Origin of the sequence: Bradyrhizobium sp. ERR14 (assembly GCF_014198235.1) — a bacterium.
Taxonomy (GTDB): domain Bacteria; phylum Pseudomonadota; class Alphaproteobacteria; order Rhizobiales; family Xanthobacteraceae; genus Bradyrhizobium.
The window spans coordinates 55,397-78,638 of the sequence record NZ_JACIHD010000021.1 but is presented as its reverse complement, the minus strand read 5'-3'; the positions used below and the strand labels follow the sequence as shown (position 1 = coordinate 78,638).

20 protein-coding genes and 1 pseudogene are annotated in these 23,242 nt (G+C 65.1%); 10 read left to right on the top strand and 11 right to left on the bottom strand.

Going from position 1 to position 23,242, the window contains the following annotated elements; genetic code table 11:
• Positions 1 to 187 precede the first annotated feature (187 nt).
• Positions 188 to 2,284: an adenylate/guanylate cyclase domain-containing protein gene (locus GGD62_RS34085; protein ID WP_183712705.1), complete on the bottom strand. Its 2,097-nt coding sequence runs from the start codon at positions 2,282 to 2,284 to the stop codon at positions 188 to 190.
• A gap of 313 nt (positions 2,285 to 2,597) precedes the next feature.
• Between GGD62_RS34085 and GGD62_RS34080 the strand changes: the two genes are divergently transcribed.
• From GGD62_RS34080 to GGD62_RS34065, 4 genes are read left to right on the top strand one after another with little or no spacing between them, the layout of a single operon-like run.
• Positions 2,598 to 2,903 carry a DUF2282 domain-containing protein gene (locus GGD62_RS34080; RefSeq protein WP_092253843.1) on the top strand — a complete coding sequence of 102 codons (306 nt, stop codon included), beginning with the start codon at positions 2,598 to 2,600 and terminating at the stop codon, positions 2,901 to 2,903.
• Positions 2,904 to 2,946: 43 nt separating this feature from the next.
• Positions 2,947 to 3,864, top strand: a complete 918-nt coding sequence (locus GGD62_RS34075; RefSeq protein ID WP_183712588.1) for a DUF692 domain-containing protein — start codon at positions 2,947 to 2,949, stop codon at positions 3,862 to 3,864.
• Positions 3,854 to 4,636: a DNA-binding domain-containing protein gene (locus tag GGD62_RS34070; RefSeq protein WP_183712585.1), complete on the top strand. Its 783-nt coding sequence runs from the start codon at positions 3,854 to 3,856 to the stop codon at positions 4,634 to 4,636. Before GGD62_RS34075 ends, GGD62_RS34070 begins: the two co-directional genes overlap by 11 nt.
• On the top strand, positions 4,633 to 5,142 hold the full coding sequence (locus GGD62_RS34065; protein WP_183237088.1) for a DoxX family protein: 510 nt from the start codon (positions 4,633 to 4,635) through the stop codon (positions 5,140 to 5,142). The genes GGD62_RS34070 and GGD62_RS34065 overlap by 4 nt, the downstream gene beginning before the upstream one ends.
• Positions 5,143 to 5,333: 191 nt before the next feature.
• Here the strand turns inward: GGD62_RS34065 and GGD62_RS34060 are convergent, their stop codons facing one another.
• The 3 genes from GGD62_RS34060 to GGD62_RS34050 are packed head-to-tail and all read right to left on the bottom strand — an operon-like array spanning position 5,334 to position 7,417.
• Positions 5,334 to 6,179 carry an SDR family NAD(P)-dependent oxidoreductase gene (locus tag GGD62_RS34060; RefSeq protein ID WP_183712582.1) on the bottom strand — a complete coding sequence of 282 codons (846 nt, stop codon included), beginning with the start codon at positions 6,177 to 6,179 and terminating at the stop codon, positions 5,334 to 5,336.
• Between the two features lies 1 nt (position 6,180).
• Positions 6,181 to 6,741 (bottom strand): carboxymuconolactone decarboxylase family protein, encoded by a 561-nt coding sequence (locus GGD62_RS34055; protein WP_183712579.1) that lies wholly within the window; start codon positions 6,739 to 6,741, stop codon positions 6,181 to 6,183.
• Positions 6,719 to 7,417 carry a TetR/AcrR family transcriptional regulator gene (locus GGD62_RS34050; protein ID WP_183237091.1) on the bottom strand — a complete coding sequence of 233 codons (699 nt, stop codon included), beginning with the start codon at positions 7,415 to 7,417 and terminating at the stop codon, positions 6,719 to 6,721. Before GGD62_RS34050 ends, GGD62_RS34055 begins: the two co-directional genes overlap by 23 nt.
• 167 nt (positions 7,418 to 7,584) lie before the next feature.
• On the opposite strand from GGD62_RS34050, the gene GGD62_RS34045 reads away from it, so the two are divergent.
• The 5 genes and pseudogenes from GGD62_RS34045 to GGD62_RS34025 all read left to right on the top strand — a co-directional run bounded on the left by GGD62_RS34045 (position 7,585) and on the right by GGD62_RS34025 (position 12,123).
• Entirely contained in the window at positions 7,585 to 8,787 is a 1,203-nt protein-coding gene (locus GGD62_RS34045; protein ID WP_183712576.1) for an ABC transporter substrate-binding protein, read from the top strand.
• A 3-nt stretch (positions 8,788 to 8,790) separates the two neighbouring features.
• Positions 8,791 to 9,684, top strand: coding sequence for an MBL fold metallo-hydrolase (locus tag GGD62_RS34040; protein WP_183712574.1), 894 nt, complete (start codon positions 8,791 to 8,793; stop codon positions 9,682 to 9,684).
• A gap of 11 nt (positions 9,685 to 9,695) precedes the next feature.
• The gene (locus GGD62_RS34035) at positions 9,696 to 10,664 is read left to right on the top strand and encodes a tripartite tricarboxylate transporter substrate binding protein (RefSeq protein WP_183237094.1); all 969 of its coding nucleotides are present in this window, start codon (positions 9,696 to 9,698) and stop codon (positions 10,662 to 10,664) included.
• A 25-nt stretch (positions 10,665 to 10,689) separates the two neighbouring features.
• A pseudogene (locus GGD62_RS34030) lies at positions 10,690 to 11,217 on the top strand (VOC family protein); the annotation flags it as partial.
• A gap of 93 nt (positions 11,218 to 11,310) precedes the next feature.
• The gene (locus tag GGD62_RS34025; protein WP_183712703.1) at positions 11,311 to 12,123 is read left to right on the top strand and encodes a class I SAM-dependent methyltransferase; all 813 of its coding nucleotides are present in this window, start codon (positions 11,311 to 11,313) and stop codon (positions 12,121 to 12,123) included.
• Between the two features lie 31 nt (positions 12,124 to 12,154).
• Here the strand turns inward: GGD62_RS34025 and GGD62_RS34020 are convergent, their stop codons facing one another.
• Both GGD62_RS34020 and GGD62_RS34015 read right to left on the bottom strand, forming a co-directional pair.
• Positions 12,155 to 13,711, bottom strand: coding sequence for a L,D-transpeptidase (locus tag GGD62_RS34020; protein ID WP_183712572.1), 1,557 nt, complete (start codon positions 13,709 to 13,711; stop codon positions 12,155 to 12,157).
• A 241-nt stretch (positions 13,712 to 13,952) separates the two neighbouring features.
• The gene (locus GGD62_RS34015) at positions 13,953 to 15,389 is read right to left on the bottom strand and encodes a lipopolysaccharide biosynthesis protein (RefSeq protein WP_183712570.1); all 1,437 of its coding nucleotides are present in this window, start codon (positions 15,387 to 15,389) and stop codon (positions 13,953 to 13,955) included.
• A gap of 334 nt (positions 15,390 to 15,723) precedes the next feature.
• On the opposite strand from GGD62_RS34015, the gene GGD62_RS34010 reads away from it, so the two are divergent.
• Positions 15,724 to 16,791: an endo-1,4-beta-xylanase gene (locus GGD62_RS34010; RefSeq protein ID WP_183712568.1), complete on the top strand. Its 1,068-nt coding sequence runs from the start codon at positions 15,724 to 15,726 to the stop codon at positions 16,789 to 16,791.
• 10 nt (positions 16,792 to 16,801) lie between these two features.
• Here GGD62_RS34010 and GGD62_RS34005 read toward each other — a convergent pair whose 3' ends face one another.
• The 5 genes from GGD62_RS34005 to GGD62_RS33985 form a co-directional block, all read right to left on the bottom strand.
• Positions 16,802 to 17,752, bottom strand: coding sequence for a DUF6492 family protein (locus GGD62_RS34005; RefSeq protein ID WP_092253871.1), 951 nt, complete (start codon positions 17,750 to 17,752; stop codon positions 16,802 to 16,804).
• 108 nt (positions 17,753 to 17,860) lie between these two features.
• A complete protein-coding gene (locus tag GGD62_RS34000; protein ID WP_210318015.1) occupies positions 17,861 to 18,460 on the bottom strand; it encodes a DUF6036 family nucleotidyltransferase in 600 nt (199 codons plus the stop codon).
• On the bottom strand, positions 18,460 to 18,840 hold the full coding sequence (locus GGD62_RS33995) for a hypothetical protein (protein ID WP_049814814.1): 381 nt from the start codon (positions 18,838 to 18,840) through the stop codon (positions 18,460 to 18,462). The genes GGD62_RS34000 and GGD62_RS33995 overlap by 1 nt, the downstream gene beginning before the upstream one ends.
• A gap of 96 nt (positions 18,841 to 18,936) precedes the next feature.
• On the bottom strand, positions 18,937 to 19,728 hold the full coding sequence (locus GGD62_RS33990; RefSeq protein WP_183712564.1) for a protein-L-isoaspartate O-methyltransferase: 792 nt from the start codon (positions 19,726 to 19,728) through the stop codon (positions 18,937 to 18,939).
• 1 nt (position 19,729) lies between these two features.
• Positions 19,730 to 23,191: an AAA family ATPase gene (locus GGD62_RS33985; protein WP_183712562.1), complete on the bottom strand. Its 3,462-nt coding sequence runs from the start codon at positions 23,189 to 23,191 to the stop codon at positions 19,730 to 19,732.
• Positions 23,192 to 23,242: the final 51 nt, after the last annotated feature.

Here is a 23,242-nt window from a genome sequence, read left to right as displayed (position 1 = left end):
GCGGCACGAGGTTGGTGTCGGTGCGATTGAGCCTTGCAGGTTTAGCTTCCCTCGCGGGACGGTGACGCCTGGGTGAACTGCAGACCCACGCAGTTCCTACTATAGACGCCCGGCGGGCTCAAGAGCCTGATGCGAGATGCGCGGACAAACGCGATTAGAACGCCAGATGTCCCGGACTCGGACGCCGCTATTTCGACGCCAGTGTCGCCACGGCCCGCCAGGCGGGGTCGGGCGCGGCCGATGCGAGCTGCTTGCAGCGGTCGCGCATCAGCTCGGCGGGACGATCATGGCCGCGCCGTTTCAGCACGGCCTCGAAATCGGCGAGCGCATCGGCAAACCGCCGCGCGCGATAGCAGGCAAGGCCGCGCTCGTAATCCCCGATCCAGCCGATCGCCTCTCCGTCGATGGCGTCTTCGTCCGCGATCCCGACCAGTTCGTGGACGGAAAGTCCCTCCTCCCGTCCGTAGACCGCGATGCTGTCGACCTCGCGCGTGATGACGGCGCCGCGCGCCAGGCGTTCGGTCGCCTCGCCGATCAGAATCTGCGTGCCATAGGATTTGTTGGCGCCTTCGAGCCGGCTGGCGACATTCACGGCATCGCCGATCACGGTGTAGTTCAGCCGCAACTCCGAGCCGATATTGCCGACCAGCATGCGGCCCGAATTAATGCCGATCCGGATCTGGAGCGGCTGGCCGAGATCGTCGGCGAGGCCCGATGCTTCGATCGCCCTGCGACAAGCGAGCGCCGCGCGGCAGCATCGCGCGGCGTGGTCGCGTTGCGGCTGCGGCGCACCCCAGAACGCCATCACGGCATCGCCGATGAACTTGTCGATGGTGCCGCCATTGGCGACGATGATCTCCGAGGTGACGTCGAGATAGCGCGACAGCAGCGGCACCACGCGATCGCCCAGCCGCTCGGACAGCCCGGTGAAGCCGGCAATGTCGATGAACATCACGCTGAGCTCCTGGACGCTGCCGCCGGGCCGCGCTTCGACGCCCTGGCGCAGCAGGCCGCGGACCAGATCGGCCGGGATGAATTTGCGGAACGCGGAGAGGCCGGACGCCATCTCGGCGATCGCACCCGACAGACTCGCGATCTCCTTGAGTCGTGACGGGTGGCGGCGGACCTGCTCCAGCGCGAAAGCCTCGACGTGGCGAAGCTCGCCGACGACACGCGATAGCGGCGCGGCGATGACGGACCGCGCCAGCATCGCCGAGGCCAGCGCCGCGAGCACGGCGCCGATTGCGAGGCCGAGGATCAGGCGGTGCAACGTCGTCTCGACCGGCCCGAGAAATTCGGCCTCCGGAATCACGGTGGCGAGCGACCAGCCGGGAAACGGCAGCGGCGTCAGCGCAACCTCGTAGGCCGCGCCGCCGGAGGTGAGCTGGCTTCGCCAGGCCTCCTTGCGGCCGTCCTCGCCCGCCTTGTCGAGCGCAGCGCGCGCCAGCGGCAGCAGCGTCGTGTTGCCGCGCGCCGGATGGAGTTCGTCGGCCTCCTTGTCCGGCGCCGCGACGAGCTCGCCGCTTCCATCGACGATGAAGGCAGTTCCCGTGCGCCCGACCTCGAGCTGCGACAGGAAACGCGCAAGCCTGGTATATTCGATGATGACGGCCAGAACGCCCTGCCGCTCCTGATAGACGTCGATCGGCCCCGCGAACGCGATCGACGGCCGCTCGCCGGTCGGGTGGTCCATCACCCTGAACCATTGCGGCTCGTCCGCGGTCAGCCCCGCCTTGAACCAGGTCTGATCGGCGACGTGGAATCCGCTGGGCTCGAACCGGCGATTGGCGAATTCGATATCGCCGGGCACCACGTCATATTCGTCGACGCGGCGCTGGCCCGGATGATCGGTCAGCGAGATCTCCATCATCTCCAGGCGGCGATCGCCGAGCTTGTGCGCGGCGAAGAAGGAGCCGTCGGGCCAGCCGAAGGCGACCCAGGAAATCGTCGCCTGCGACTGCAATTGCGACAGGAACACGAATTCCCGCTTGTCGGCCTCGCGGGTGTCGAGCACGTTCTGCAGGAACAGCGTTCGGATCGCGGTATGCGCGGCGCGGGCCTCGTCGACGATGGCCGAGACCTCCTTGCGCACCGCCGCAACGATCTGCTCGTTGATGGTCGCGGCGAGCTGTCGGCTGGTCGCCTCCGCCGTTCGCCACCAGAGCAGGCTGGAGAGCGCGGCCGTCAGCAGGATCGCGGCCAGGACCAGCGCGGACACCGCAAGACGGATGCTGACCGTCAGCCCAGCGATCGCATGAAGCCGTCGTTCGGGATCAACCTTCATCGCTGTCTTCGCCTGCCGGTCCATACGAGCCACTGACATTGCTCTACGCCGCCGGCGCCCGCCCGTTACGTCTGGCAGGAAATGGACGCGCGCCGCCAATGCCCGGTGGCTACCGTCTCGATAGACCCTAAGCATTGGCCTTCAAGGGACGCTTGCCCGCTAATGCCGGCCCAAGCGCACCGGCGGTGCGCCCGATCCCATCGGTCTCACGGGTTCGTGAGCAGTCTCGCCGTAACGCGGGCTGCGCGCGCAACGAAGGAGACCATGCGCGCGTCGCCTGCCAGGCGATGCCATCTCGAACAGGAGAATCTCGATGTCTGCCAAACATGCCGTCACCTCGCTCGTCCTCGCCGGCGCCGTCTCGACCGCGCTCGCGACCCTCGCCGCCGCCGGCCCGCTGACCAAGGCCGAGGGCGAGGCTGCCGTCGCCGCCAAGAAGGAAAAGTGCTTCGGCGTTGCGCTGAAGGGCCAGAACGATTGTGCGGCAGGACCGGGCACGACCTGCCAGGGCACCTCGACCATCGATTTCCAGGGCAACGCCTGGAAGTTCGTGCAGGGCGGCACCTGCACCAGCATCGAGCTGCCGGGCGGCAAGAAGGGCTCGCTCAAGCCGGTCTGACCGCCGCCGCGACGTCGCCAACAAGCACGAACGGAGCAGCACGATGAGCACGGTGATCCAGCCGACCCGACCAGCAGCCATGCCGCTCCGCTTCGCAACGCCCATCGGCGGCGTTGCCGGGACGAGCTTCAAGCCCGAGCATCTGCCTGATATCCTCGAGGCGGGACCTCGGCGTGGCTTCTTCGAAGTTCACGCCGAGAACTACATGGGCGATGGCGGTCCGCCGCATCGCGCCCTGGAAGCGATCCGCCGCGACCATCCTCTGTCGCTGCATGGCGTCTGCATGTCGATCGGCGGACCGCGGCGGCTCGACAAGACGCATCTGGCACGCTTCCGTAGCCTCGTCGCGCGCTATCAGCCGGCGCTGGTGTCCGAGCATCTGGCGTGGTCGACCCATGAGACCAGCTTCTTCAACGATCTGCTGCCGCTGCCCTATACCGAGGCGTCGCTGGCTTGCGTCTGCGACCATATCGACCAGGTGCAGGAGGCGATCCGGCGACCGCTGCTGCTGGAAAATCCGTCGACCTATGTCGCCTTCCGCGAATCCACGATGCGCGAGACTGACTTCATCCGCGCCATTGCCGAGCGCACCGGCTGCGCCCTGCTGCTCGACGTCAACAACGTGTTCGTCTCCGCCACCAATCTGGGCTATTCGGCGCTCGACTACCTCGCAAATTTCCCGCTGTCGCACGTCCAGGAAATTCATCTTGCGGGCCATGCCGAGCAGGCCGACGACGAAGGCGAGCTGCTGTTGATCGACAGCCATGACGGCCCGGTCGCGGACGCCGTCTGGAAGCTCTATGAGATCGTCATCCGGCGCCGCGGCGCAGTGCCGACGCTGGTCGAATGGGACAGCAAGATTCCGGACTGGCCGGTGCTGCAAGCGGAAGCCCTTGCCGCACAGGCGATCCTCGACCGTCATCAATCCACAGCAATGGCAGGAGAGCGTCATGCTGCCTGAACCCGGTCTGTCCTTTGCTGCTGCCTTCGCGCCGGCGCTGCTGGATCCGGCACGCAGCACGCCTGCGATCCTGACCGGCCCGAACGGCAAGGCCGCCGGCCGGCGCTACGATGTCTACCGCAACAACGTCACCGTCAGCCTGATCGACGCGCTGGCCGCGATTTATCCGGCGGTGCAGCGCATCACCGGCGCCGAGTTCTTCCGCGCCATGGCACGCTTCCATGTTCGCAGCAATCCGCCGACCTCGCCGCTGCTGTTCGAGTATGGCCGCGACTTTCCGGAGTTCATCGCAGCCTATGAGCATGCGCAAGATATGCCCTTTCTCGCCGACGTCGCGCGCATCGAGCGGGCCTGGCTCGACTGCTACCATGCGCACGATGCCGCCCCGCTGCCGGCGGACCGGCTGTCGGCGGTGACGCCTGGCCGATTGGCAGAGCTGGTGTTCGTTGCTCACCCGGCTGCCCGATGCCTGCGCTCGCGATACGCAGCCGTCACGATCTTTGCTGCCAACCGCGACGGTGCACCGCTTCTGCGCATCGATGCCTCGACGCCGGAGGACGCCCTGATCACGCGACCGGCATTCGACGTCACGGTGCGCCGCCTTCCGCCCGGCGGCGCGGTCTTCGCGAGTAACCTGATCTCGGGGCTATCGCTCGGCGAGGCCGCGGCGGCGGCGCTGGAGGCTGCGCCCGAATTCGACATCGCCGCGAACATCGCCGGGCTGATCGAAGCCGGCGCCTTCATCTCGCTCGCTTGCGGAGACCCATCATGATCACGGACCAACGCATGACCACCGAAAGCGGACTGCCCTCGCCCTGGCTGCTCGTCGACAGGGCCAATCGTCTGATCCAGACGCTTGCGACGCCTTCGCTCGTCCAGCTCGTGCTGCGCCTCGCGCTGGCGGTGCCGTTCTGGCGCTCGGGCATGCTCAAATGGGGCGGCTTCCTCAGGCTGAACGACAGCGCCGTGACTCTGTTCAGCGACGAATTCATGCTGCATCTGCCGGGCGGGCCCTATCACTTCCCGGCACCGACCGTGATGGCATTCCTGTCGGGCTCCGGCGAGATCCTGCTTCCGATCCTGCTGGTGCTCGGGCTGGGCACCCGGCTGGCCGCGCTCGGGCTGTTGTTCATGACTGTCGTCGTCGAGCTCACGGTGCCCGATGGCTGGCCGATCCACCTCACCTGGGCGGCGATGGCGCTCGGCATCATGGCTCACGGGCCGGGGAACATTTCGCTCGATCATTTGCTTTGTCGCGCGCGATCGCAGCCGCAGTAGATACCCGATTTTGTGTCTCCACATGCATCGCCGTCATCCTGAGGTGCGCGCCCTTGCGCGCCTCGAAGGATGGGCCGCAAGCGCCCGTGGCCCATCCTTCGAGGCTCACCCTGCGATGCTCTCGCATCGCAAGGTGAGCGCCCCAGGATGACGTCAAAGGGTGTGGTCAGCAGTAGCCCGAATGGCAGACCTCACATTCCACTGAGACCGCTATCCACTGCGAGTGTCTGCGCGGTGACGTAGACGCTTTCGTCCGACAGGAAGAACAGCACCGCATAAGCGATCTCCCAGGCCGTGGCCTGGCGGCCGAACGGGACGTGGCCCTTGCCGCGGTTGGGGCGGCCGGCGCCGGCTTCGCGACCGTTCGGGGTATCGACCAGACCGGGATAGACGAGGTTGGCGCGGATGCCGCGGCGCGATCCCAGATGGGCGATGTTGCGCATCAGGCCGCCGAGTGCGGCCTTGGAGGAATCGTACACCGCCATCTGCGATCCAGCCTTCAAGGCGGCGATCGAGGAGATGAAGACGACCGAGCCGCCATTGTCGAATCGCGGCAGCGCGGCGCGGCAGCACAGCATGGGACCGCGGACATTGACGTCGTAGATCCTGTTCCACTCCTCGGGGCTGACGTTATCGAGGCCGGTCTTGCCGAAGGTGCCGATGTTCAGAACCATGCCATCAAGGCCGCCCATGGCCCGATGGGCTTCCTCGATCATGCGCTGGACGTCAGCCTCGGACGTCACGTCGGCCACGATGGCAAAGCCCTCGCCGCCTTCATCGGTGATGTGCTTGACGGTCTGCTGCGCGGAGGCATGGTTGAGGTCGGCCACCGCGACCCTCGCGCCCTCGCGTGCGCACAAAATGCTCATGGCGCGGCCATTGCCGATCGGGTCGGTTGAGGCATCGAATACGCGCTGGCCACCTCCGACGATCAGGATGCGGCGTCCTTTCAACCGCCCCCTGCCCGGCGCTTCGCCAAGCGACTCCGCACTCGGCGGCCGGACATAGCGCTCCGGCCTGCTGTCGGTTTCCGCCATCTCAACCACCCGGCCTCTTGCCGCCGTCATAGACCGTCATCCCGGCCGCGGGATCGAGATCGGTTTCGGTCGCCTCGGTCAGGCGCGCCATCATCATGTAGAAGCCGAGCGCGACGATGGATTCCACGATCTCCTGGTCGCTGAAATGCGCGCGAGCAGCGGCGAAGGTCGCCTCGGGCACGCGGACGTTCTCGACCACCTCGCGGCCAAACTTGAGCAGCGCACGCTCGGCCTCGCTCAGCGCGGCGGCGTCATAATCTGCGCGCTCGACGGCATCGACCTGCCCTTGCGTGCAGCCGACCCCGAGCGCGATCGGCACGTGCTGGCGCCATTCATAGGCGCCGCCCTCGAGCTGAGCGGCCTGGAGGATCAGGAGCTCGCGGTTGACGGCCGAGAGCTTCTGCTTGTGCAGGATCGAATTGCCGAGCCGCATCGCCGGGATCATGTTGGCCTCGGCATGGGCCATCATGCGGAAGATGTTGAGCTTGACCGGCATGCGGTCGAACGAGGCGCGGATGTCGCCGCTCGTCGTCTCCGGATCAATCAGGGGCAGCCTTGCCACGGTTCTCTCCCTTGGGTTTCCGTTTCTTGTTGTCGGTATCAGCGCCTGCCGCGATCAGCGACAGGAAGAAGGCGAGATAGCGGTCGATCGCTTCGATCACCTTGGGCCGCGGCGAAGGCGTTGCGCCCATCACGTAGTGCTCGAGGCGGATGTAGATCAGGCCGGCCGCGAACAGCCGCGCGGTCTCGCGCGGGTCCGGCGTCTTGACGAGGCCGGCGAGCGCAAAGCCGCGGAAATAATCCGTCATCATGCTCTGCTCGCGCGCGTAGAAATGATCGGCGAATTTGGCGCGGATACCGGGCACGCGGTTACGCTCAGCCGTGATCACCTTCTGGAACTGGTGCTCGCGCGGATCGGACCATTGCTCGACGAGGTCGAGCGCAAACTGCCGGCAGAACGCGGCGGGCTGGCGCGCGAGCTGCTTGTAGCGCGGCTCCTCCAGCCGGCTCGCCGAGCTTGCCGGACCATGCTCGCTGACGATCGCCTCCAGGATCGCGGCCTTGCCGGGGAAATGATTGTAGAGGCTGCTCTCGCGGATGCCGACGCGGCGCGCGAGCTCCCGCATCGAGGCGCCGCCATAGCCGCTCTGGGCGAACAGGTCGAGCGCTTCGGTGAGGATGCGCTCACGGGTCGTGGGCGCAGCCGCTTCCGCCGCGCTGGAGGTGTGGACAGCCATGTCGGCTTGACTAACGAACGATCGTTCGCTAGTCAACCATACGAACGATCGTTCGTTTGCCAGTGTGGCGAGAACGGTCGCGGCCCGCAAGCCCGCTTGCGGGCGCTGTTCTCGCGTTTCAACTCCGCTCCTCAAGAGGCGGAGAGCAATTTTGGGGAGACGATTTCATGGCGCGCTTTGCCCGCCTTCGAGCGGCCTGCATCCTGTTGCCGCTGCTCGCAAGCAGCGCCGCCTCTGCCCAAAGCAAATACGATCCCGGCGCCGACGACAAGACGATCAAGATCGGCACCACCGCGCCGCTGAGCGGCCCGGTGTCGGCCTTCGCGCAGATCGCGAAATCGGCTGAAGCCTATTTCCGCAAGGTGAACGACGACGGCGGCGTCAACGGCCGGCGCATCCAGATGATCATCGCCGACGATGCTTATAGCCCGCCGAAGACGGTGGAGCAGACCCGGCGCTTGGTCGAGAGCGAAGAGGTGCTGCTGATCTTCGGCGGCGTCGGCACGCCGACCAACGGCGCCGTGCACAAATATCTCAACGACCGCAAGGTGCCTCAGCTCTTTCTGGGCTCGGGCGCCGCGAAGTGGGACGATCCCAAGAACTTTCCATGGACGGTCGGCTGGCAGCCGACCTATCGCGATGAGGCGATCGCCTACGCCCGGTACATCAAGGCAAGCCACGCCAATGCGAAGATCGGCGTGCTCTACCAGAACGACGACCTCGGCAAGGATTACCTGAAGGCGCTGGAGGAAGGCCTTGGCAGCGGCGAGGCCATTGTAGCGCGCGCCGCTTACGAGACCTCTGCGCCGACCGTGGACACACAGATTCTGCAGTTGAAAACCGCCGGCGCCGACGTGGTGCTGGTCGCGGCGACGCCGAAATTCGCGGCCCAGGCGATCCGCAAGATCGGCGAGATCGGCTGGAAGCCGGTCACCATCATCTCCAACGTCTCGGCCTCGATCAGCGGCGTGCTGGAGCCGGCCGGCAAGGACAATTCCACCGGCCTCATCTCCAGCCAGTACCTGAAGGACGCAACCGATCCCGCCAACAAGGATGACGCCGGCTACCGGGAGTGGCTCGCCTTCATGGACAAGTACATGCCGGACGCCAACAAAAGCGACTGGCTCAACGTCTACGGCTACACCATCGCGCAGACGTTGGTGACGGTGCTGAAGGCCTCCGGCAACGATCTCACCCGAACCAACGTGATGAAGCAGGCGACGACCATGAAGGACGTGAAGCTGCCGATGCTGATCAACGGCACCGCGGTGAACAACTCGCCCGAGCGCTTTACGCCGATGACGAGCCTCCAGCTGATTCGTTTCGACGGCACGCGCTGGGTGCCGTTCGGCGATCTCCTGAAGAACTGATCGATGCGGCAGGTCAAGATCGGCGGCATGCGGGTCGATCTCGTCAGCGAGATCCCCGCGCTCGCCTTCGAGAAGGATTGGCTGTTCGCCAACGTCACCGACGCGGTGATCGCGGAAAACCGGAGCTGGCTCGATCATCGCTACATCGAGCCGGAGACAGGCCGCTTCATCCTCAGCCATCACTCTTATCTCATCCGCACGCCGCGCTGGACCGCGATCGTCGACACCTGCTGCGGCAATCACAAGAAGCGGCCCCGCGTGCCGGCGTGGAACAACCTCGACCAGCCTTATCTCGAGAACCTGCAGGCGCTGGGCGTTGCACCCGAACAGGTCGACTTCGTGATGTGCACGCACCTGCATGTCGATCACGTCGGCTGGAACACGCGGCTGATCGACGGCCGCTGGGTGCCGACCTTCCCCAATGCGCGCTATCTGATGGGCCGCGCCGAATATCGCCACTTCGAAGCCGCGCACAATGCGGCGCCGAGGAGCCCAGTGAACCACGGCTCGTTTGAGGATTCCGTGCTGCCGGTCGTGGCGGCCGGCCTTGCCGAATTCGTCGAGACCGATCATCACCTGTTTAGCGATCGCGACGCGACCTTGCGCTTTGCGCCGGCACCTGGGCACACCGCCGGCAACATGCAGATCCACCTCAACGGCGGCCACGATCACGCGGTGATGTCCGGCGACGTCATCCATCATCCGATCCAGTGCGCGGCGCCGTGGCTATCGAATGCCGCCGACGTCGATCCGGCTGCGGCGGTCGCAACGCGCATGGCGCTGCTGGAAGAGCTTGCGGATACGCCGAGCTATCTGCTCACCGGCCATTTTCCGGCACCGACCGCGGGACGCGTGGTCAGGCACGGCGATGCCTACAGATTTCGTTTCGAGAATTAGGGGGAAATATCATGAAGCTGCGCACCATCACGCTTTCGTTTCTAGCATTGCTGTCGGCGGCCCTGCCGGCACGAGCCGAAGATCCCGCCGCCTACCCGACCCGCAAGATCCGGATGTTGCTGCCCTACGCGGCCGGCGGCGGCGGCGACGTGGTCGGCCGGCTGCTTGCGGACAGGATGGGCAAGACGCTCGGACAGAGCATCTACATCGAGAACCACACCGGTGCGGCCGGCACGCTCGGCACGCAGATGGTCGCGACATCTGCGAATGACGGCTACACCATCACCGTCGGCGGCATGACCACGCATGTGCTGGCTCCCGCGATCTATCCAAAACTGCCCTACGATCCGATCAAGGATTTCACGACCATCGGCCGCGTCGGCACCTCCTCGATCATGCTGGTCGCCACCAGGAATTTTGCCGCCAACGACATCAAGGGCCTGGTCGCTCTGGCCAAGAAGGGCGAGCCGATCCAGTACGGCAGTTGGGGCGTCGGCTCGACCGGCCAATTCTGCGCGGAGATCCTGATGCAGCAGGCCGGCATCAAGATGGACCACGTGCCGTTCAACGGCATCGCAAAACTCGCCGGCGACCTGCTCGGCGGCCACATCTCCCTTGCAACGCTCGACGTGGCGACGGCAACGCCGCTGGTGAAGGACGGTTCGATCAAGGCGCTGGCCGCCTGCGGCGAGCGTTCGCCGAGCCTGCCGGATGTCGCCAGCTACGGGGAGCAGGGCGTGCCGTTCGATCGCAGTCTGTCCTGGGCGATGTATGCGCCGGCGGGCGTCGCTCCGCCGATCGCACAGAAGCTTTCGGCGGCCCTGAAGGACGCGCTCGGTGACGAGGTGGTGAAGCAGAAGCTGCTGGCACTCGGCATCACCCCGCATTTCGTCCCCGGCGACGAGCAGCGCGATCTCAACGCGCGCGACATCGCGGCCTGGAAGCAGGTTGCCAAGGACGCAGGCATTGAGGTCAAGTGAATAGACAGAGAACAGGAGCGCGGGCATGAGCCGCATCTTCGGCGCGGTGCGCCAGAACGGATATGTGGTGCGGGACATCCACGCTGCGATGAAGCATTGGATCGAGGTGATGGGGGTCGGCCCCTGGTACTACATGGACCGCGTCAAGACCGACTGGTTTCGCCATCGCGGCCAGGACTCCGCCGTGGAGATGAGCATCGCGCTGGCCAATTCCGGCGAGCTCCAGATCGAGCTGATCCAGCAGCGCAACGACGCGCCCTCGCTCTACAAGGAATTCCTCGACGCCGGGCACGAAGGCCTCCAGCACATGTCGTACTGGAGCCACGACTATCAGGCGCTCTACGACAAGGCGATCGGGCTCGGCTACAGGATCGGCCATGAGGGCCAGATCGGCGGCGAGAAGGGGCGCTTTGCCTATTTCGACACGCAGGACCATCCGGGCACGGTGATCGAGATCTCGGACATCAGCGGCACCAAGGGACCGTTCTTCGAGAAGGTCCGGCAAGCTGCACTGAGTTGGGACGGCACGCGGCCGATCCGCGAGGTCGGCGGCGGGAATCGTAGTGTCGGTCGCCGGCTGGGCAGGCGCGTTGGCGGACAAACCATGGTACATAAGCCAGGTGTCCGAACCTTCAGCGAGGCAAGCATGTCCGACACTGACAAGGTTTTCGCCGGCTCGATTCCGAAAATCTACGACGAGTATCTCGTCCCGATGATCTTCTCCGTCTATGCGGAGGACATCGCAAGACGGATCGCCGCCCGCTCTCCTTCCGTGCTGCTCGAGATCGCCGCGGGCACCGGCGCAGTGACGCGCGCCGTGGCGGCGGCGCTGCCGCGCGGCATCCGTTACGTAGCCACCGATCTCAACGAGCCCATGCTCGCAGTCGCCGCGCAGCGCCAGAAGGACGATGATCGCATCAGCTGGCGCCAGGCGGACGGCATGGCCCTGCCCTTCGGTGAAGCCGAGTTCGACGTGGTCTGCTGCCAGTTCGGCGCGATGTTCTTTCCGGACCGCACCAAAGCTTACGCGGAGGTGAAGCGCGTCCTGAAGCCGGACGGCACGTTCGTATTCAACGTCTGGGATCGGATCGAGGACAATGTGCTGACGCATGAAGCGACGGTCGCGCTCGCAAAGCTGTTTCCCGACGACCCGCCGCGCTTCATGGTCCGCACGCCCCACGGCTATTACGACAGAGACGTCATCAGAGCCGACCTCGAACGTGCCGGCTTCCGCGACATCTCGATCGAGACGCGATCTGAAACAAGCCGCGCGCCATCGCCCGAATATGTCGCGCTCGCCCTTTGCCAGGGCACGCCACTGCGCAGCGAGATCGAGGCAAGAGACGCCAGCAAGCTTCAGGCCGCGACCGACATCGTCGCCGAAGCGATCCGGACGCGTCATGGCACCGGACCGGTGGAGGGCAAGATTCAGGCTGTGGTGATCGAAGCGCGTCCGTAACTGCACGTCGTCCGGGCGGCTATCCCGCGTCCTACCACCAGCTTCGCTGCATCGGCTCCGTCGACTGATAATATTGGTACTGGCCGCGCTGCCGGCGCGGATTGGCCGGCTGTACATAGGGGTCACGCTGGTAGAAGAAGCCGAAGCCGTTACCGCCATTGTCCCAGCCGTCATCGCTGGCGATCATGGCAGGAGCGGTCGGCTTGCGAGTGATGAAGCCGCCTTGCGGCTGGTCGCTCAGCACAGCGACGAATTCAGTCCGATAATTGGTCTCGCTGCTCAGTGGCTCGTCCGAGATGATGATGGAAGAGCGCGGCAATGCAGTCGGCCCGATGCGATCCCAGACGTCCTGCGGGATGGTGATGCGGTCGAGCGCATTGCGGGCCTCATCGCCGTTTTCGATCGTGACCACGCTCCAGCGCAAGCCCGTAGCGGACTTCGCCATCGCCGTGAAGATATGCGTGCCGATCGGCTGCTCGGGATTTCGGATCGTGACGGGAACCTCGATGCTGGTGTCGAACACTTCGCCGCCGCCATCGGGGGCTGGCTTGTGCGTGTTTCGCCGCACGTAGAGCTTCTGTGTCGAGCGGCTGATGTAGACCGAGACCGGCTCACCCGCGAGCTTCGCGTCGGTCGCAGCCTTCACGGCGTCGGCCTTCCTGGCCGCGGTGGCCTTCGCGGCCTCCTTCGTCGCGGCCACGGCATCGCGCTTCGGCTGCGCGGCAGCCTTGGCGGCGTCGAGCTGCGTCGCCGCGTCGGCGGCCTTGGTCGCCGCCTTCTGCTTCAACTCCTCGGCCTTGGCGCGGGCCTGATCGTTCTTGGCATTCGCGAGCGTCTTGTCGGCAAAGGCGAGCTCGGCGTCCGCGCGGGCCTTCTGCTGTTCCAGCTTGCGCAGCGCAGCAGGAAGCGAAGCAGCTTCTTTCGCGGCGGCGGAAGCAGCCTTCTTGGCCTCGTCGGCAGCCCTTGTCGCCTCGTCGGCTTCGGCGGAGAGCTTGTCGGCCTGCCTGGGCGCCGCCGCGATCGCTTCCGGCTTCGGTACGAACAGCGAGGGGTGAGCGATATCGGTCGGGACCGTGTCGTGTGGCGAGATGATCACGCGCATCCCGATATAGGTCTTGTCGAACAGGTTCTCGGCAAAGCCGAACGGCATGCGCACGCAGCCGTGCGAGGCGGCATAGCCGGGCAGCGGTCCGCCATGCAGCGCGATGCCGTTCCAGGTGATGCGCTGCATGTTCGGCATCCAGGCATCGTCATACATGGTCGAGCGGTGGTCCTTGTCCTTCTCGACGACGGCGAAGACGCCGGCCGGCGTCTCGCGTCCCGTGGTGCCGGTCGACACCGGCGCGCGCAAGATCCAGCCATCGGCATCGTAGAACGTGACCTGCTGGCTCTTGATCGACACGATCGCCATGATGGGATCGCCGGCCTGGCGCTGCACCACCGCCTCGGCCGGCTGCCGCGCCTGCTTGGCCGCACCGGCCGGCGCGACCGACGCCAGGACCGCAATTGCCGCCAATGTCACGATTCCGGGAGGCAACCGACGCCGCATCGCCTTGGTGGGTTGCGCCGTCGTCAGTCGGTTTTTCATGCCATCCTCGGTCGAAATGCCGGCCCGCTCGTGCCGATCATGTATCAGATTGCGGTCATTCAATTAAGAAATCGCAGCCGCCATACGTTCCGTCTGTGGCGATATTCGGCCCGGTCCGGCGACAAATCCCTCATATATGACGGCCCGAGCCGGCGGAAGGTCGGTTGCAGCCGGGGGTGGTCCGAACCGGGTGGCAGTCACTGCGGCAGAATGTCCGGCTGTGCCGGCGAGGACACGCCCGTCAGACGCCCAGAGCCTTACGGTTGAAGCCTCGCAGGAAGCGCAGCGACAACGTCCGGACATTGGCGACGTTGAGCAGCCAGGCCGCTCCGACATAGGCAAGGCCGCCGGCGAGGCTGACGATGAGGAGCGAGACGAAGCCGGTGCCGCCCGCTTGCGACCGCGCCGCCAGGATTGCAGCCGCCATCGCCGCTGCGGAGGCCGCAATACCGGCGAGGCGGCCGAGGTCGAACGGGACCGGGTGGGCGCGATGCATCAGGACGACGGCGACGACGAAACCGAGCGCCTCGGTCGCAAGCGTCGCAAGCGCGGCGCCGTAGATGCCGTAGCCGGCGACCAGCGCGAACATCAGGACCACGCTGACCACCAGCGTGAGAAAGGACTGCGCCGCCAGCATGAAGGGCCGCTCGGCAAGCTGGAAGCTGATCTGGACGTAGAACTGGTTGGCAATACCGAAGAAGCGGGCGAGCACCAGGGTCGGCAGCAGCGCCGACACGCCGGCGCGGAAGTCGATGCCGACGAGCGTGCCGGCAACCTGATCCGCTGCAAGCGCGAGCCAGATCGCAACGGGGGTGACGACGACGAGCAGAAGCTCGAGGCTCTCGGTCAGCCGCTCCCGCGTCGTCTCCTTGCTATTCTCCGACAACGACCGGAATACCAGCGGCACGGTGGCCGCGGCAACGCTGGATGCGATCATGACCATGAACTGGCGCGGCAGGTCGGCGGCAACGCCGAAGATGCCGGCGGCGTCCTTGCCGAGCAGATACGCGACAATCAGGCGGTCGCAGGCCGAATAAACTGCAACGGAAAGCCCGGCCAGCGTCAGCGGCAGGCCGTAACGCGCCAGCTGCATGAACTGGCTGCGCTGGAAGCGCGCGATTTTGGTGCGGTCGCCGACAAGGTTCAGGATGATGCCAGTGAGCGACCCCAGACCAAACGCGGCAAGCAACCCCAATCCACCCCAGCCGAGCCAGATGCCGAGGAGGCCGAAGCCGACGCTCGACACGCTGCGCACGATCGAGATCGCGGCAAACCGGTAGGGACGCAACTTGGCGCGCTCGAACTCCTGGCCGACATCGACCGCATTGGCCATGACCGCGACGAACATGCTGGCGAGCAGCAGCTCGACACTGAGGTCGCTACGGACCAGGAAGACCAGCGGCGTCGTGGCGCACAGCACGGCGACCGTAAGTCCAAAGGCGACCATCGCGGTTCCGCGAAAATCCACCTCCGCCGACATCGCCTGATAACGCGACACCGACAGCTTGATCCAGGCGAAGAAGATCGCGCCCAGAATGCCGGCGAGGCTGATGCCGACGACATAGACGCCGTACTCTGCCGGCGTCAGCAGCCGCGTATAGGCCGTGACCGCGAAGAAGCCCACCGCCGCAGGCAGGATGTAGGCAACGAGATAAATCGAAAAATGTCGGTTCAGCATGCGAGCACGGGACCGGCGGCGGTCTTGCGGGTGTGACGGCCGTTCATCAATGGGGCCTTGAAAGGGGCCTTTGGCGGGGCAAACGAATGCGCCGCAGCATCGCTCAAGAGTGTCACATAAGTCTGCAGATCGGGCGGCGAATGAAGCCTTTGAATGAAGCCTTGGAGCCGCTTTCGCGCATTAGCGTTAAATTTGCCCTTCCCTGAACGACAAGGCGCCATCACGAAAAGGAAACCATGGCTTCCAGGTGGCAGAGGTTAACTTAACAAGGCGAAACCCCGGCGTCGCGAGGCGCCGCTTGGTACGATGGTGCGTTGGTTCGAAAAGGACGGCCGTGACCAGGCTCGACAGACGCGAATTTCTCCACGGCAGCGCCGCAGCCCTCGCGGCGGGCGCATCTGCATCGGCGGCGCCGGCGTCGAAACTGGCGCAGCGCCATCAGGGGTTCGGCGCAGCGGCCACGCTTTGGGACCTGCAGGCCGATCCCAGGCTCGGCGAAGCCATCAGCACCTATTGCACCCAGGTCGTCCCGGTGCTCGAGCTGAAATGGCCGATGCTGCGGCCGAATGCGCACACGTTCAATTTCGAGCGCGCCGACGCGATCCTGGATTTTGCGCGGGACAACGATCTGACGATGCGCGGCCACGCGCTGGCCTGGTATCACGACATTCCGGACTGGGCCAAGCAGATCAAGGACACCCGCGGCGTCGAGCGCGCCTATGTCGACCACATCGGCACCGTCGTCTCCTATTACAAGGACAAGCTGACGTCGTGGGACGTCGTCAACGAGCCGATCCCGGACAATCCCCGCAGCCCGAAGGACCGGCGCGACACGTTCTGGACGCAGCATCTGGGCCAGAGCTGGATTCCGCTGGCGTTCCGCACGGCCGCTGCGGCCGATCCGTTCGTCAAGCTCGCGATCAACGAATATGATATCGAGTCGGCCAAGGACTCCTTCATTGCCAAGCGCGCGGCTTATCGCAATCTGATCATGGACCTGCTCGACCAGGGTGTTCCGCTGCACGCCGTCGGACTGCAATCGCATCTGCACGCCGAGCTCGAGATCGACACCCATGGGCTCGCCGAGTTCGTCACCGAGCTGCGCTCGTGGGGACTCGAGGTGTATGTCACCGAACTCGACGTCGACGACCAGAAGCTGACGGGCAATCCGGCCGAGCGCGACGCCATCGTCGCCAAACGCGTCGACGACCTGCTGACGGCCATTTCAATCAGCGGCCCGGTGCGGTCGATCCTGACCTGGGGCCTCTCGGATCGCTACAGCTGGATCAACGGCACCTTCGCCCGCGCGGACAAGCAGCCGAACCGGCCGCTGCCGCTCGACGGCGAGTTCAAGCCGAAGCCATTCATGGACGTGATCAGCAAGTTCACAAAGGACGTTTGAACGCGCGAGCTTAGCTGCGCGTCTTCACCTCGAACTCGGCCGCGTCTCCCATATCTTCGGGAGACAGGCTCGGAGCCCGGCGATCGCGCGAGCTGAGGCGGAACACGTCGCGGATGTCCTCGACCGAGGTCGAGGAATAGGACTGGATGCAGAGCGCGACCTGCCCGGGCGAAGCGGCACGCATCAGCGCTTCGATCGCCGGGCGGTCGAGCGGCGTGTCATCCCAATGCGAGACCGCGATGCTGTCTTCGGTGACCCGATGGGCGGCAAGATGCGCGGGCGAGTTCGCGACGAAGTGGCCGTACATCAGATATTCCGAAAACTTCTTCTTCCGGCACAGCGCCAGAACCCAGTTCAAGCCGGTCGCCGACTTGATGGCGGCGGTCATCGCGCGCGCGGTGTCCTTGTCCCAGACCAGCGCATTGCCGACATAATCGTCGGCGGGAAACGAGCGATCCTTGATACCGAGAAGCTGATCGACGGTGCGCAGCCACAGCCCGTGCAGCGGGTGGTCGGCGCGGATGTCCTTCGGCGTGACGAACAGAGGCGTCTTCTCAGCCCCGGCATATTGGCCGACGTCGAATTCGCGGAAGAACAGATTGTCCGAATCCAGGATGCAGACGCGCTGCTCGGGCGCATTGAGGACGCCGGCGATCTTCAGGATCTGCTGGATGTGCCAGCCATGCACCGGCGAGGACAGCAGCGACAGCCAGACGCGGCGCTTGCTGATGAACTGGAGCGCCGGCGGCAGCGCAAACAGCCATTTCGGCAAATAGCGCGAGGCCGGAACGATGACCCGCTTGTCGGAGGCGAAGCGCTCGAACAGCGGCACGTCTTCATCGTTAACGAGAACATAATGCCTCGTGTATCCCGAGAGCCATGTGTCGATGCTCTCGCTGAGCAGCGAAAAGCGTTCGATATCCTTGGCATAGCTGGCGGTCAGCAGGGCAACGGAATGCATGGAGCGCGCTCAAATGGCCATCAGGCCGTACTCATAGCGGCGCGGATAGAGACTGGAAACTCTCAACCTGAATCAAGGTAAAGCGAAATGGAGCGCGACACGGGAAATCTAGCTTTTGGATTTCAGGCTTCTGATGTAGGCGACCGCTCGCTCCGCAATAGCCGGATCAAGGTCGGTTTCTCGGATTCTCCGTTCGATCAACTCCAGGTCCAACGGATGCGTCTCATGGATCGCGCCAACGAACCGCTTGTCCCTCTCATCCAATCTGGCGATTTTGGACACGACGAGGTCTTCCGGCGCAGGCGCCACGCCGATTACCGTCCGTCCTTCGACTTCGGTCTGCACTGTAACGGCGCGGTGCCGCCAGCCTCTCGGAAGCTTGGCCGTCGTCTCATCCACGCCGTCGATGTAGAAACCATGTGTTCGGTGAAAGTGGCTTTCAGATCCGAAAAGACCATCGATGTGCTCAGACGCAATAGGCTGCACACCGTCACGCGTGCGCTTGGCCTCCGTCATTTCCCAGACTTTCGCGTTTGCTGGAAACGCATCGATTTCCGGCGATTCCGTCGCCGCCTCCGGCGCGTCCGACATGGAAGCCAGAATCGCCTGGCTACCAACGATGAACACGGTGTCCGTCTTGAACTCCAAGGCAAGTGCCCTCACCACTCTGAGCAAATCCTCGAAATCGCGGAAGGGGCCACCAGGCATCACAGGCCTCGAGCAGAAGCGAGTTGAGTGCTCAAGCCACGCTCGACGATTCTTCTCGCAGCCCTCCGTAGCCGGATCCTCGTGTCGTAATCGCCGAAATGAATGCCATCGGTGAGAAAGAACGGCGACGAATTGCGCAATCTGACCATCTCGCGATCGCGACTGATCAGTTTCACCGCCAACTCTCCAGTCGGAAGCGCCAGCAATTCCTGCCACTCCTGCACGAATGGCCAGTCGGTGAATTGGTCGGCCTGACGCGTGTGAGCTGCCTTGGCCTTGTCCACCAAAGTTGGGTCACGACGAAGTCTCCGCGCGATCAGCCGATGCATCATCAGCTTAGCGGTGTCGCCAACCACGCCTTCGTTCAATCCGTCACTCATCTGCTTGTCCGTGGACCGGACCAGAATATAGACAACCAACGCGAAACAAAAAAGAGCATAACTTCCAGATAGTTGCCACCTCGATTCCGGCAAGCCCTAATCCGACGGCAGTCCCTGCTCGATCCCGCGAAAGCGCAGCGGCGCCAGCGTCGAGGCGCGCTGCCACCAGTCGGCGACACGATCGTCGAGCGCGGTCACACCACGGCCCTGGCCGGGGAAGATCCGGATCTGCTGCACCGCCTCGGCTTCGAACCCCCCGCCCCTGCGCGTGATCTTCAGGGCGGCGCCTTCACGGTCCCGCTGGGTCAGCGGCACCAACAGGCGGCCGCGCGGCCGAAGCGCCTCGAGCCAGAGCGGATGCGGATGCGAGAAGCCGGCGTGGATGATGATCACGTCAGCCGGTTCGCGGATCTCCTCACATCCGTCGCCATGGACCACCTCGACGTTATGATAAGTCTGAAGGAAACCTGCAGCGCGGCGCGCCAGACGCTCGTCGCATTCGATGGCGATCAACCTGCCCTTCGGTCCCACGATCCTCGACAACACCGCCGAGAAATAGCCGAGCCCGCAGCCGATCTGGACCACGCGGTGCTTCTCCTTGATGTCGAGCAAATCGATGAAATGCGCCCACAGGCTGGGCAGCCCGGTGTCGAGCTTGCGGCGCGCGTCGATTGCGACCAGCACGTTGTCATAGAGATGGACGGGATCGCCATCCGGCGTCAGCCGATAGCTGCGCGCCGCTTCACTCTTGATCCGCCAGGGCCCTCTCGGCAGAAAGTTTTCGCGCGGGATGGCGGCGAGCGCTTCGAGCAGGCGCTTTGAAGCAATCCGCTCGCGCTTTGCAATCCTCTCCACATAGCGCGCACGCGCGGCGGCAAGATCGCTCATGTCAGGGGTCGGCGCGTTCGCGGACCGGCGCGTCCGCACCGAGCTCGTTGACGAGCTGCACCGCCTGCTTCAGGTCCGGCGTGTAAAAACCCTCGCTGAACTTGCCGACAACGGGCACGAGCAGCAGACGCGCGTGCTCGCGCCTGCCGGCTTGATGTGACAGGTGCGCGAGGCTGACGGCGGTGCGAAGCTCCCAGGACAACGCGCCCTGCTTGCGCGCGATCTCCAGCGACAGCGCGAACAGATCGCCGGCCTCCTGTGCCGAGGCCGGGTCTCCGTCCGACAGCGTGATCTCGCCCTGCAGGCGGTAGACTTCGGCGAGATAGGAATGATCGCCGGTCCGCCGCGCGGTCGCGAGCGCACCATCGAGCGCGCGCAAGGCGGCCTCGCGCATCCCGACCTTGGCGTAGGCCTCCGCAAGCAGGCAGCGGAACCAGCAGCCGGCGAGCCAGGAATCCATCGCCTCGTACTCGTCGAGGCCGAAGCGCATCTGGCTGAGGCCTTCATCGGCCTCGCCGAGTTGCGCCAGCGCCCAGCCGCGCAGGATCGCCGCCTGCTGCTTCCAATGCAGAAAATTATGCTCGGTGGCGATGATCATGGCGCGGTTGGCATGGTCGCGCGTGCCCTCGACGTCGCGCAAGTGCTGGCAGAGATACGCACCGAACACGAGCGCGAAGGCGAGCGTGAAAGGATGGCGGATCTTCTCGGCATTCGCGATCGCCTGCTCGCTGTGCTGGCGCGCCGCGTCGGGGCGGCCGAGGAACCACAGGAGGTAGCCGAGATAGGACAGCGAGACGACGCCGGGATCGATGCCATGCCGCTCCATCAGATCGGAGTGGAGATCCGGGCTGTAGAGATTGATGCAGCGGTGCAGATGATGTTGGGAAGCGGCAAAGCGGCCGCGATAGAGCATGGTCATCGCGATCGAGCGGTGCGCCTCGATCAGATAGCCGGTCTGCTGCGCCGGCTGTGCCCGCTCGTTGAGCCGCTCGCGCTTGGCGAATTTCAACAGCTCGACGCTGAGATCGTGCGCGCGGGTGAGATCGGCGCGGATGAAGTGACAGACCCAGAGCCCGCGGGTGGCGGCAAAGATCTTTTCGTCGTCGTCAAGCTGCTGGCCGAGCTCGAGCGCGCGGATGTAGTTCTCCTCGACCTCCTGGACCGCGTAGCCCTTGGCGGCAATCAGCGCGTTGCCGAGCGCAATGCGCAGCTCGAGCTCCATTTCGTCGGCACCCTGCATCCGCGCATTGGCCTGCACGACGCTGAGACCGCGGCGCAGATGGCCGATCGCCTCCAGATTGGCGCCGGTCTTGGCCGCCTGCTTGCCGGCCTTGAGCCAGAAGCTCGCGGCGCCCTCGCTCTGGCCGGATTCGGTCATGTGATGGGCGAGCAGCTCCGGTTCGCGCTCGGTCTTCTCCGGATACATCTCGGCAAGCACCTGGGCGATCCGTGAATGCAGCTTGCGCCGCTCGCTGTGCAGCAGGCTCGCATGCGCGGCGTTCTGGATCATGACGTGCTTGAAGGAATAGAGCGCATCGGGCGGAAGACCGCGGCGCATGATCAGCCCGGCCTGCTCCAGATGATTGAGCGCCGCCTCGATCTGTTCCGCCGGCGTATTGGCGACCGCGTGCAGCGTCTCGTAGGAAAACTCGCGGCCGATGGTGGCGCCGATCTGCGCGATCCGCTTGAACGGCCCCATCCGGTCCAGCCGCGCCATCAGCGAGTCGGTCAGGGTTGCCGGGATCGCGAGCTGCCGCCACGGGCCCGACAGCACGTAGCGCCCTTGCCGCTCGGTCAGCAGGTTGGATTCGAGGACCGTCTTGGTCAGCTCCTCCAGGAACAGCGGCACGCCGTCGGTCTTGACGATGATCTCCTCGACGACCTCCTTGGGCAGCTCTCTGCCGGCGACGCGCTCCACCAGTGTGGCGCGCAGCTGCCGGCTCAGGCGGTTCAGCACCAGCGTCGTGATGTGCGAATGCGCGTTCCAGCTCGGCTGGAATTCGGACCGCGCGGTGATGATGACCAGGATCGGCCGGTTCTGCACCCGGTCGACCAGGAGGTCGATCACCTCGCGCGAGGTCGGGTCGATCCAGTGCAAATCCTCGAACGCGATCACCAGCGGCATCTCGCGCGCAAGGCCGAGGAAGTGATTGACCAGCGCCCCGACGGTCGCATCCTTCTGCTGCTGCGGCGACAGCTCGAGCCGTGGATAGCGGTCGCCGGTCGGTATCGACAACAGCGCGGCAAACAGCGGCGTGACCTGCTCGATGTCGCCATGAGCGGCGGCGATCGCGCTCTCCAGGCCCGCCAGCGACAGCGCGGACGCATCCTCGCGGTCGAGGCCGAGGTAGAATTTGAGCTGCTCGGCGAACGGATAGAACGCGGTGGACGTGTAATAGGGCGAGCACTGGAACGAGACCTGTCCATGCCGGTCGCCCGATATCCGCTCGAAGATTTCCTGGATGATGCGCGACTTGCCGATGCCGGGCTCGCCGAACTTGACCACGACCTGGCCGTCACCATCCTTGGCCTGCTCCCAGCGGCCCATCAACAGCGCGATCTCCTCCTCGCGGTTGACGAGCGGCGTCAGCCGCGTGCCCATGGCGGCGGCAAATCGGGTCTCCACCCGCGAGGCGCGCACCACGTGCCAGGCCTGCGTCTTCTCGGATATCCCCTTCAAGGCATGGACCCCGAGATTGCGGTAGTCGAACTTCCCCTTCAACAGCGACTGGGTCGATGAGGAAATCACCACGCCGTTGGGCGGCGCGAGGCCCTGCAGGCGCGCGGCGAGATTGACGGTTTCTCCGACCGCGGAGTCGCGCTCTTCGGTGCCCTGCCCGACGAGATCGCCGACCACGACGAGGCCGGTCGCGATCCCGATGCGGACGGCGGGTGAGTGGCTGAGCCCACCGCGCAGCTCGGTCGCGCGTGCGCTCGATAGCAGCCGCACGATCTCGAGCCCGGCGCGCACCGCGCGTTCGGCATCGTCCTCATGCGCGGTCGGATAGCCGAAATAGACGAGGATACCATCGCCGACGAAACGGGCGGCAAAGCCCTCGTAATGCTTGACCACACGGACGCAGGTTTCGCGGAAGCTCGCGATCATGTCGCGAACGTCTTCCGGATCGAACTGCACGGACAGCGAGGTGGAATCCACCATGTCACAGAACATGGTGGTGAGCTGACGCCGTTCAGCGCCGATCTCCGTGCGCGTTGGCGGCACTATTGTCGCGGGCGCCTCGGCCGTTTCCGCCTGGAACAGCGCCGCCATCGCCCGCTGCAGCCGCTTGCGATCGCCGAGCGGCAATCCGAGCTCGACCAGATCGGATTCGGTCAGGTCACCCATGACGTCGAGATCGAGACGGTGCTGTACGAAGAGATCGGTGTAGTGGCCGAGGCCGACGCCCTCGAGCCAGCGCTTCAGGTCGCCTTCCCTTCCCGTGTCCGGCCCATTCTCCAGCATGGTGATTTCTGCCCGACCATAATTCCGTCGAAGGGCTTAGGGCCCCTCAAC

Bases quoted from the DNA above. Each gene is read 5' to 3' on its own strand.
- GGD62_RS34085 (WP_183712705.1), bottom strand. From the start codon at position 2,284: ATGAAGGTTGATCCCGAACGACGGCTTCATGCGATCGCTGGGCTGACG.
- GGD62_RS34080 (WP_092253843.1), top strand. From the start codon at position 2,598: ATGTCTGCCAAACATGCCGTCACCTCGCTCGTCCTCGCCGGCGCCGTC.
- GGD62_RS34075 (WP_183712588.1), top strand. From the start codon at position 2,947: ATGAGCACGGTGATCCAGCCGACCCGACCAGCAGCCATGCCGCTCCGC.
- GGD62_RS34070 (WP_183712585.1), top strand. From the start codon at position 3,854: ATGCTGCCTGAACCCGGTCTGTCCTTTGCTGCTGCCTTCGCGCCGGCG.
- GGD62_RS34065 (WP_183237088.1), top strand. From the start codon at position 4,633: ATGATCACGGACCAACGCATGACCACCGAAAGCGGACTGCCCTCGCCC.
- GGD62_RS34060 (WP_183712582.1), bottom strand. From the start codon at position 6,179: ATGGCGGAAACCGACAGCAGGCCGGAGCGCTATGTCCGGCCGCCGAGT.
- GGD62_RS34050 (WP_183237091.1), bottom strand. From the start codon at position 7,417: ATGGCTGTCCACACCTCCAGCGCGGCGGAAGCGGCTGCGCCCACGACC.
- GGD62_RS34045 (WP_183712576.1), top strand. From the start codon at position 7,585: ATGGCGCGCTTTGCCCGCCTTCGAGCGGCCTGCATCCTGTTGCCGCTG.
- GGD62_RS34040 (WP_183712574.1), top strand. From the start codon at position 8,791: ATGCGGCAGGTCAAGATCGGCGGCATGCGGGTCGATCTCGTCAGCGAG.
- GGD62_RS34035 (WP_183237094.1), top strand. From the start codon at position 9,696: ATGAAGCTGCGCACCATCACGCTTTCGTTTCTAGCATTGCTGTCGGCG.
- GGD62_RS34025 (WP_183712703.1), top strand. From the start codon at position 11,311: ATGTCCGACACTGACAAGGTTTTCGCCGGCTCGATTCCGAAAATCTAC.
- GGD62_RS34020 (WP_183712572.1), bottom strand. From the start codon at position 13,711: ATGAAAAACCGACTGACGACGGCGCAACCCACCAAGGCGATGCGGCGT.
- GGD62_RS34015 (WP_183712570.1), bottom strand. From the start codon at position 15,389: ATGCTGAACCGACATTTTTCGATTTATCTCGTTGCCTACATCCTGCCT.
- GGD62_RS34005 (WP_092253871.1), bottom strand. From the start codon at position 17,752: ATGCATTCCGTTGCCCTGCTGACCGCCAGCTATGCCAAGGATATCGAA.
- GGD62_RS34000 (WP_210318015.1), bottom strand. From the start codon at position 18,460: ATGCCTGGTGGCCCCTTCCGCGATTTCGAGGATTTGCTCAGAGTGGTG.
- GGD62_RS33995 (WP_049814814.1), bottom strand. From the start codon at position 18,840: ATGAGTGACGGATTGAACGAAGGCGTGGTTGGCGACACCGCTAAGCTG.
- GGD62_RS33990 (WP_183712564.1), bottom strand. From the start codon at position 19,728: ATGAGCGATCTTGCCGCCGCGCGTGCGCGCTATGTGGAGAGGATTGCA.
- GGD62_RS33985 (WP_183712562.1), bottom strand. From the start codon at position 23,191: ATGCTGGAGAATGGGCCGGACACGGGAAGGGAAGGCGACCTGAAGCGC.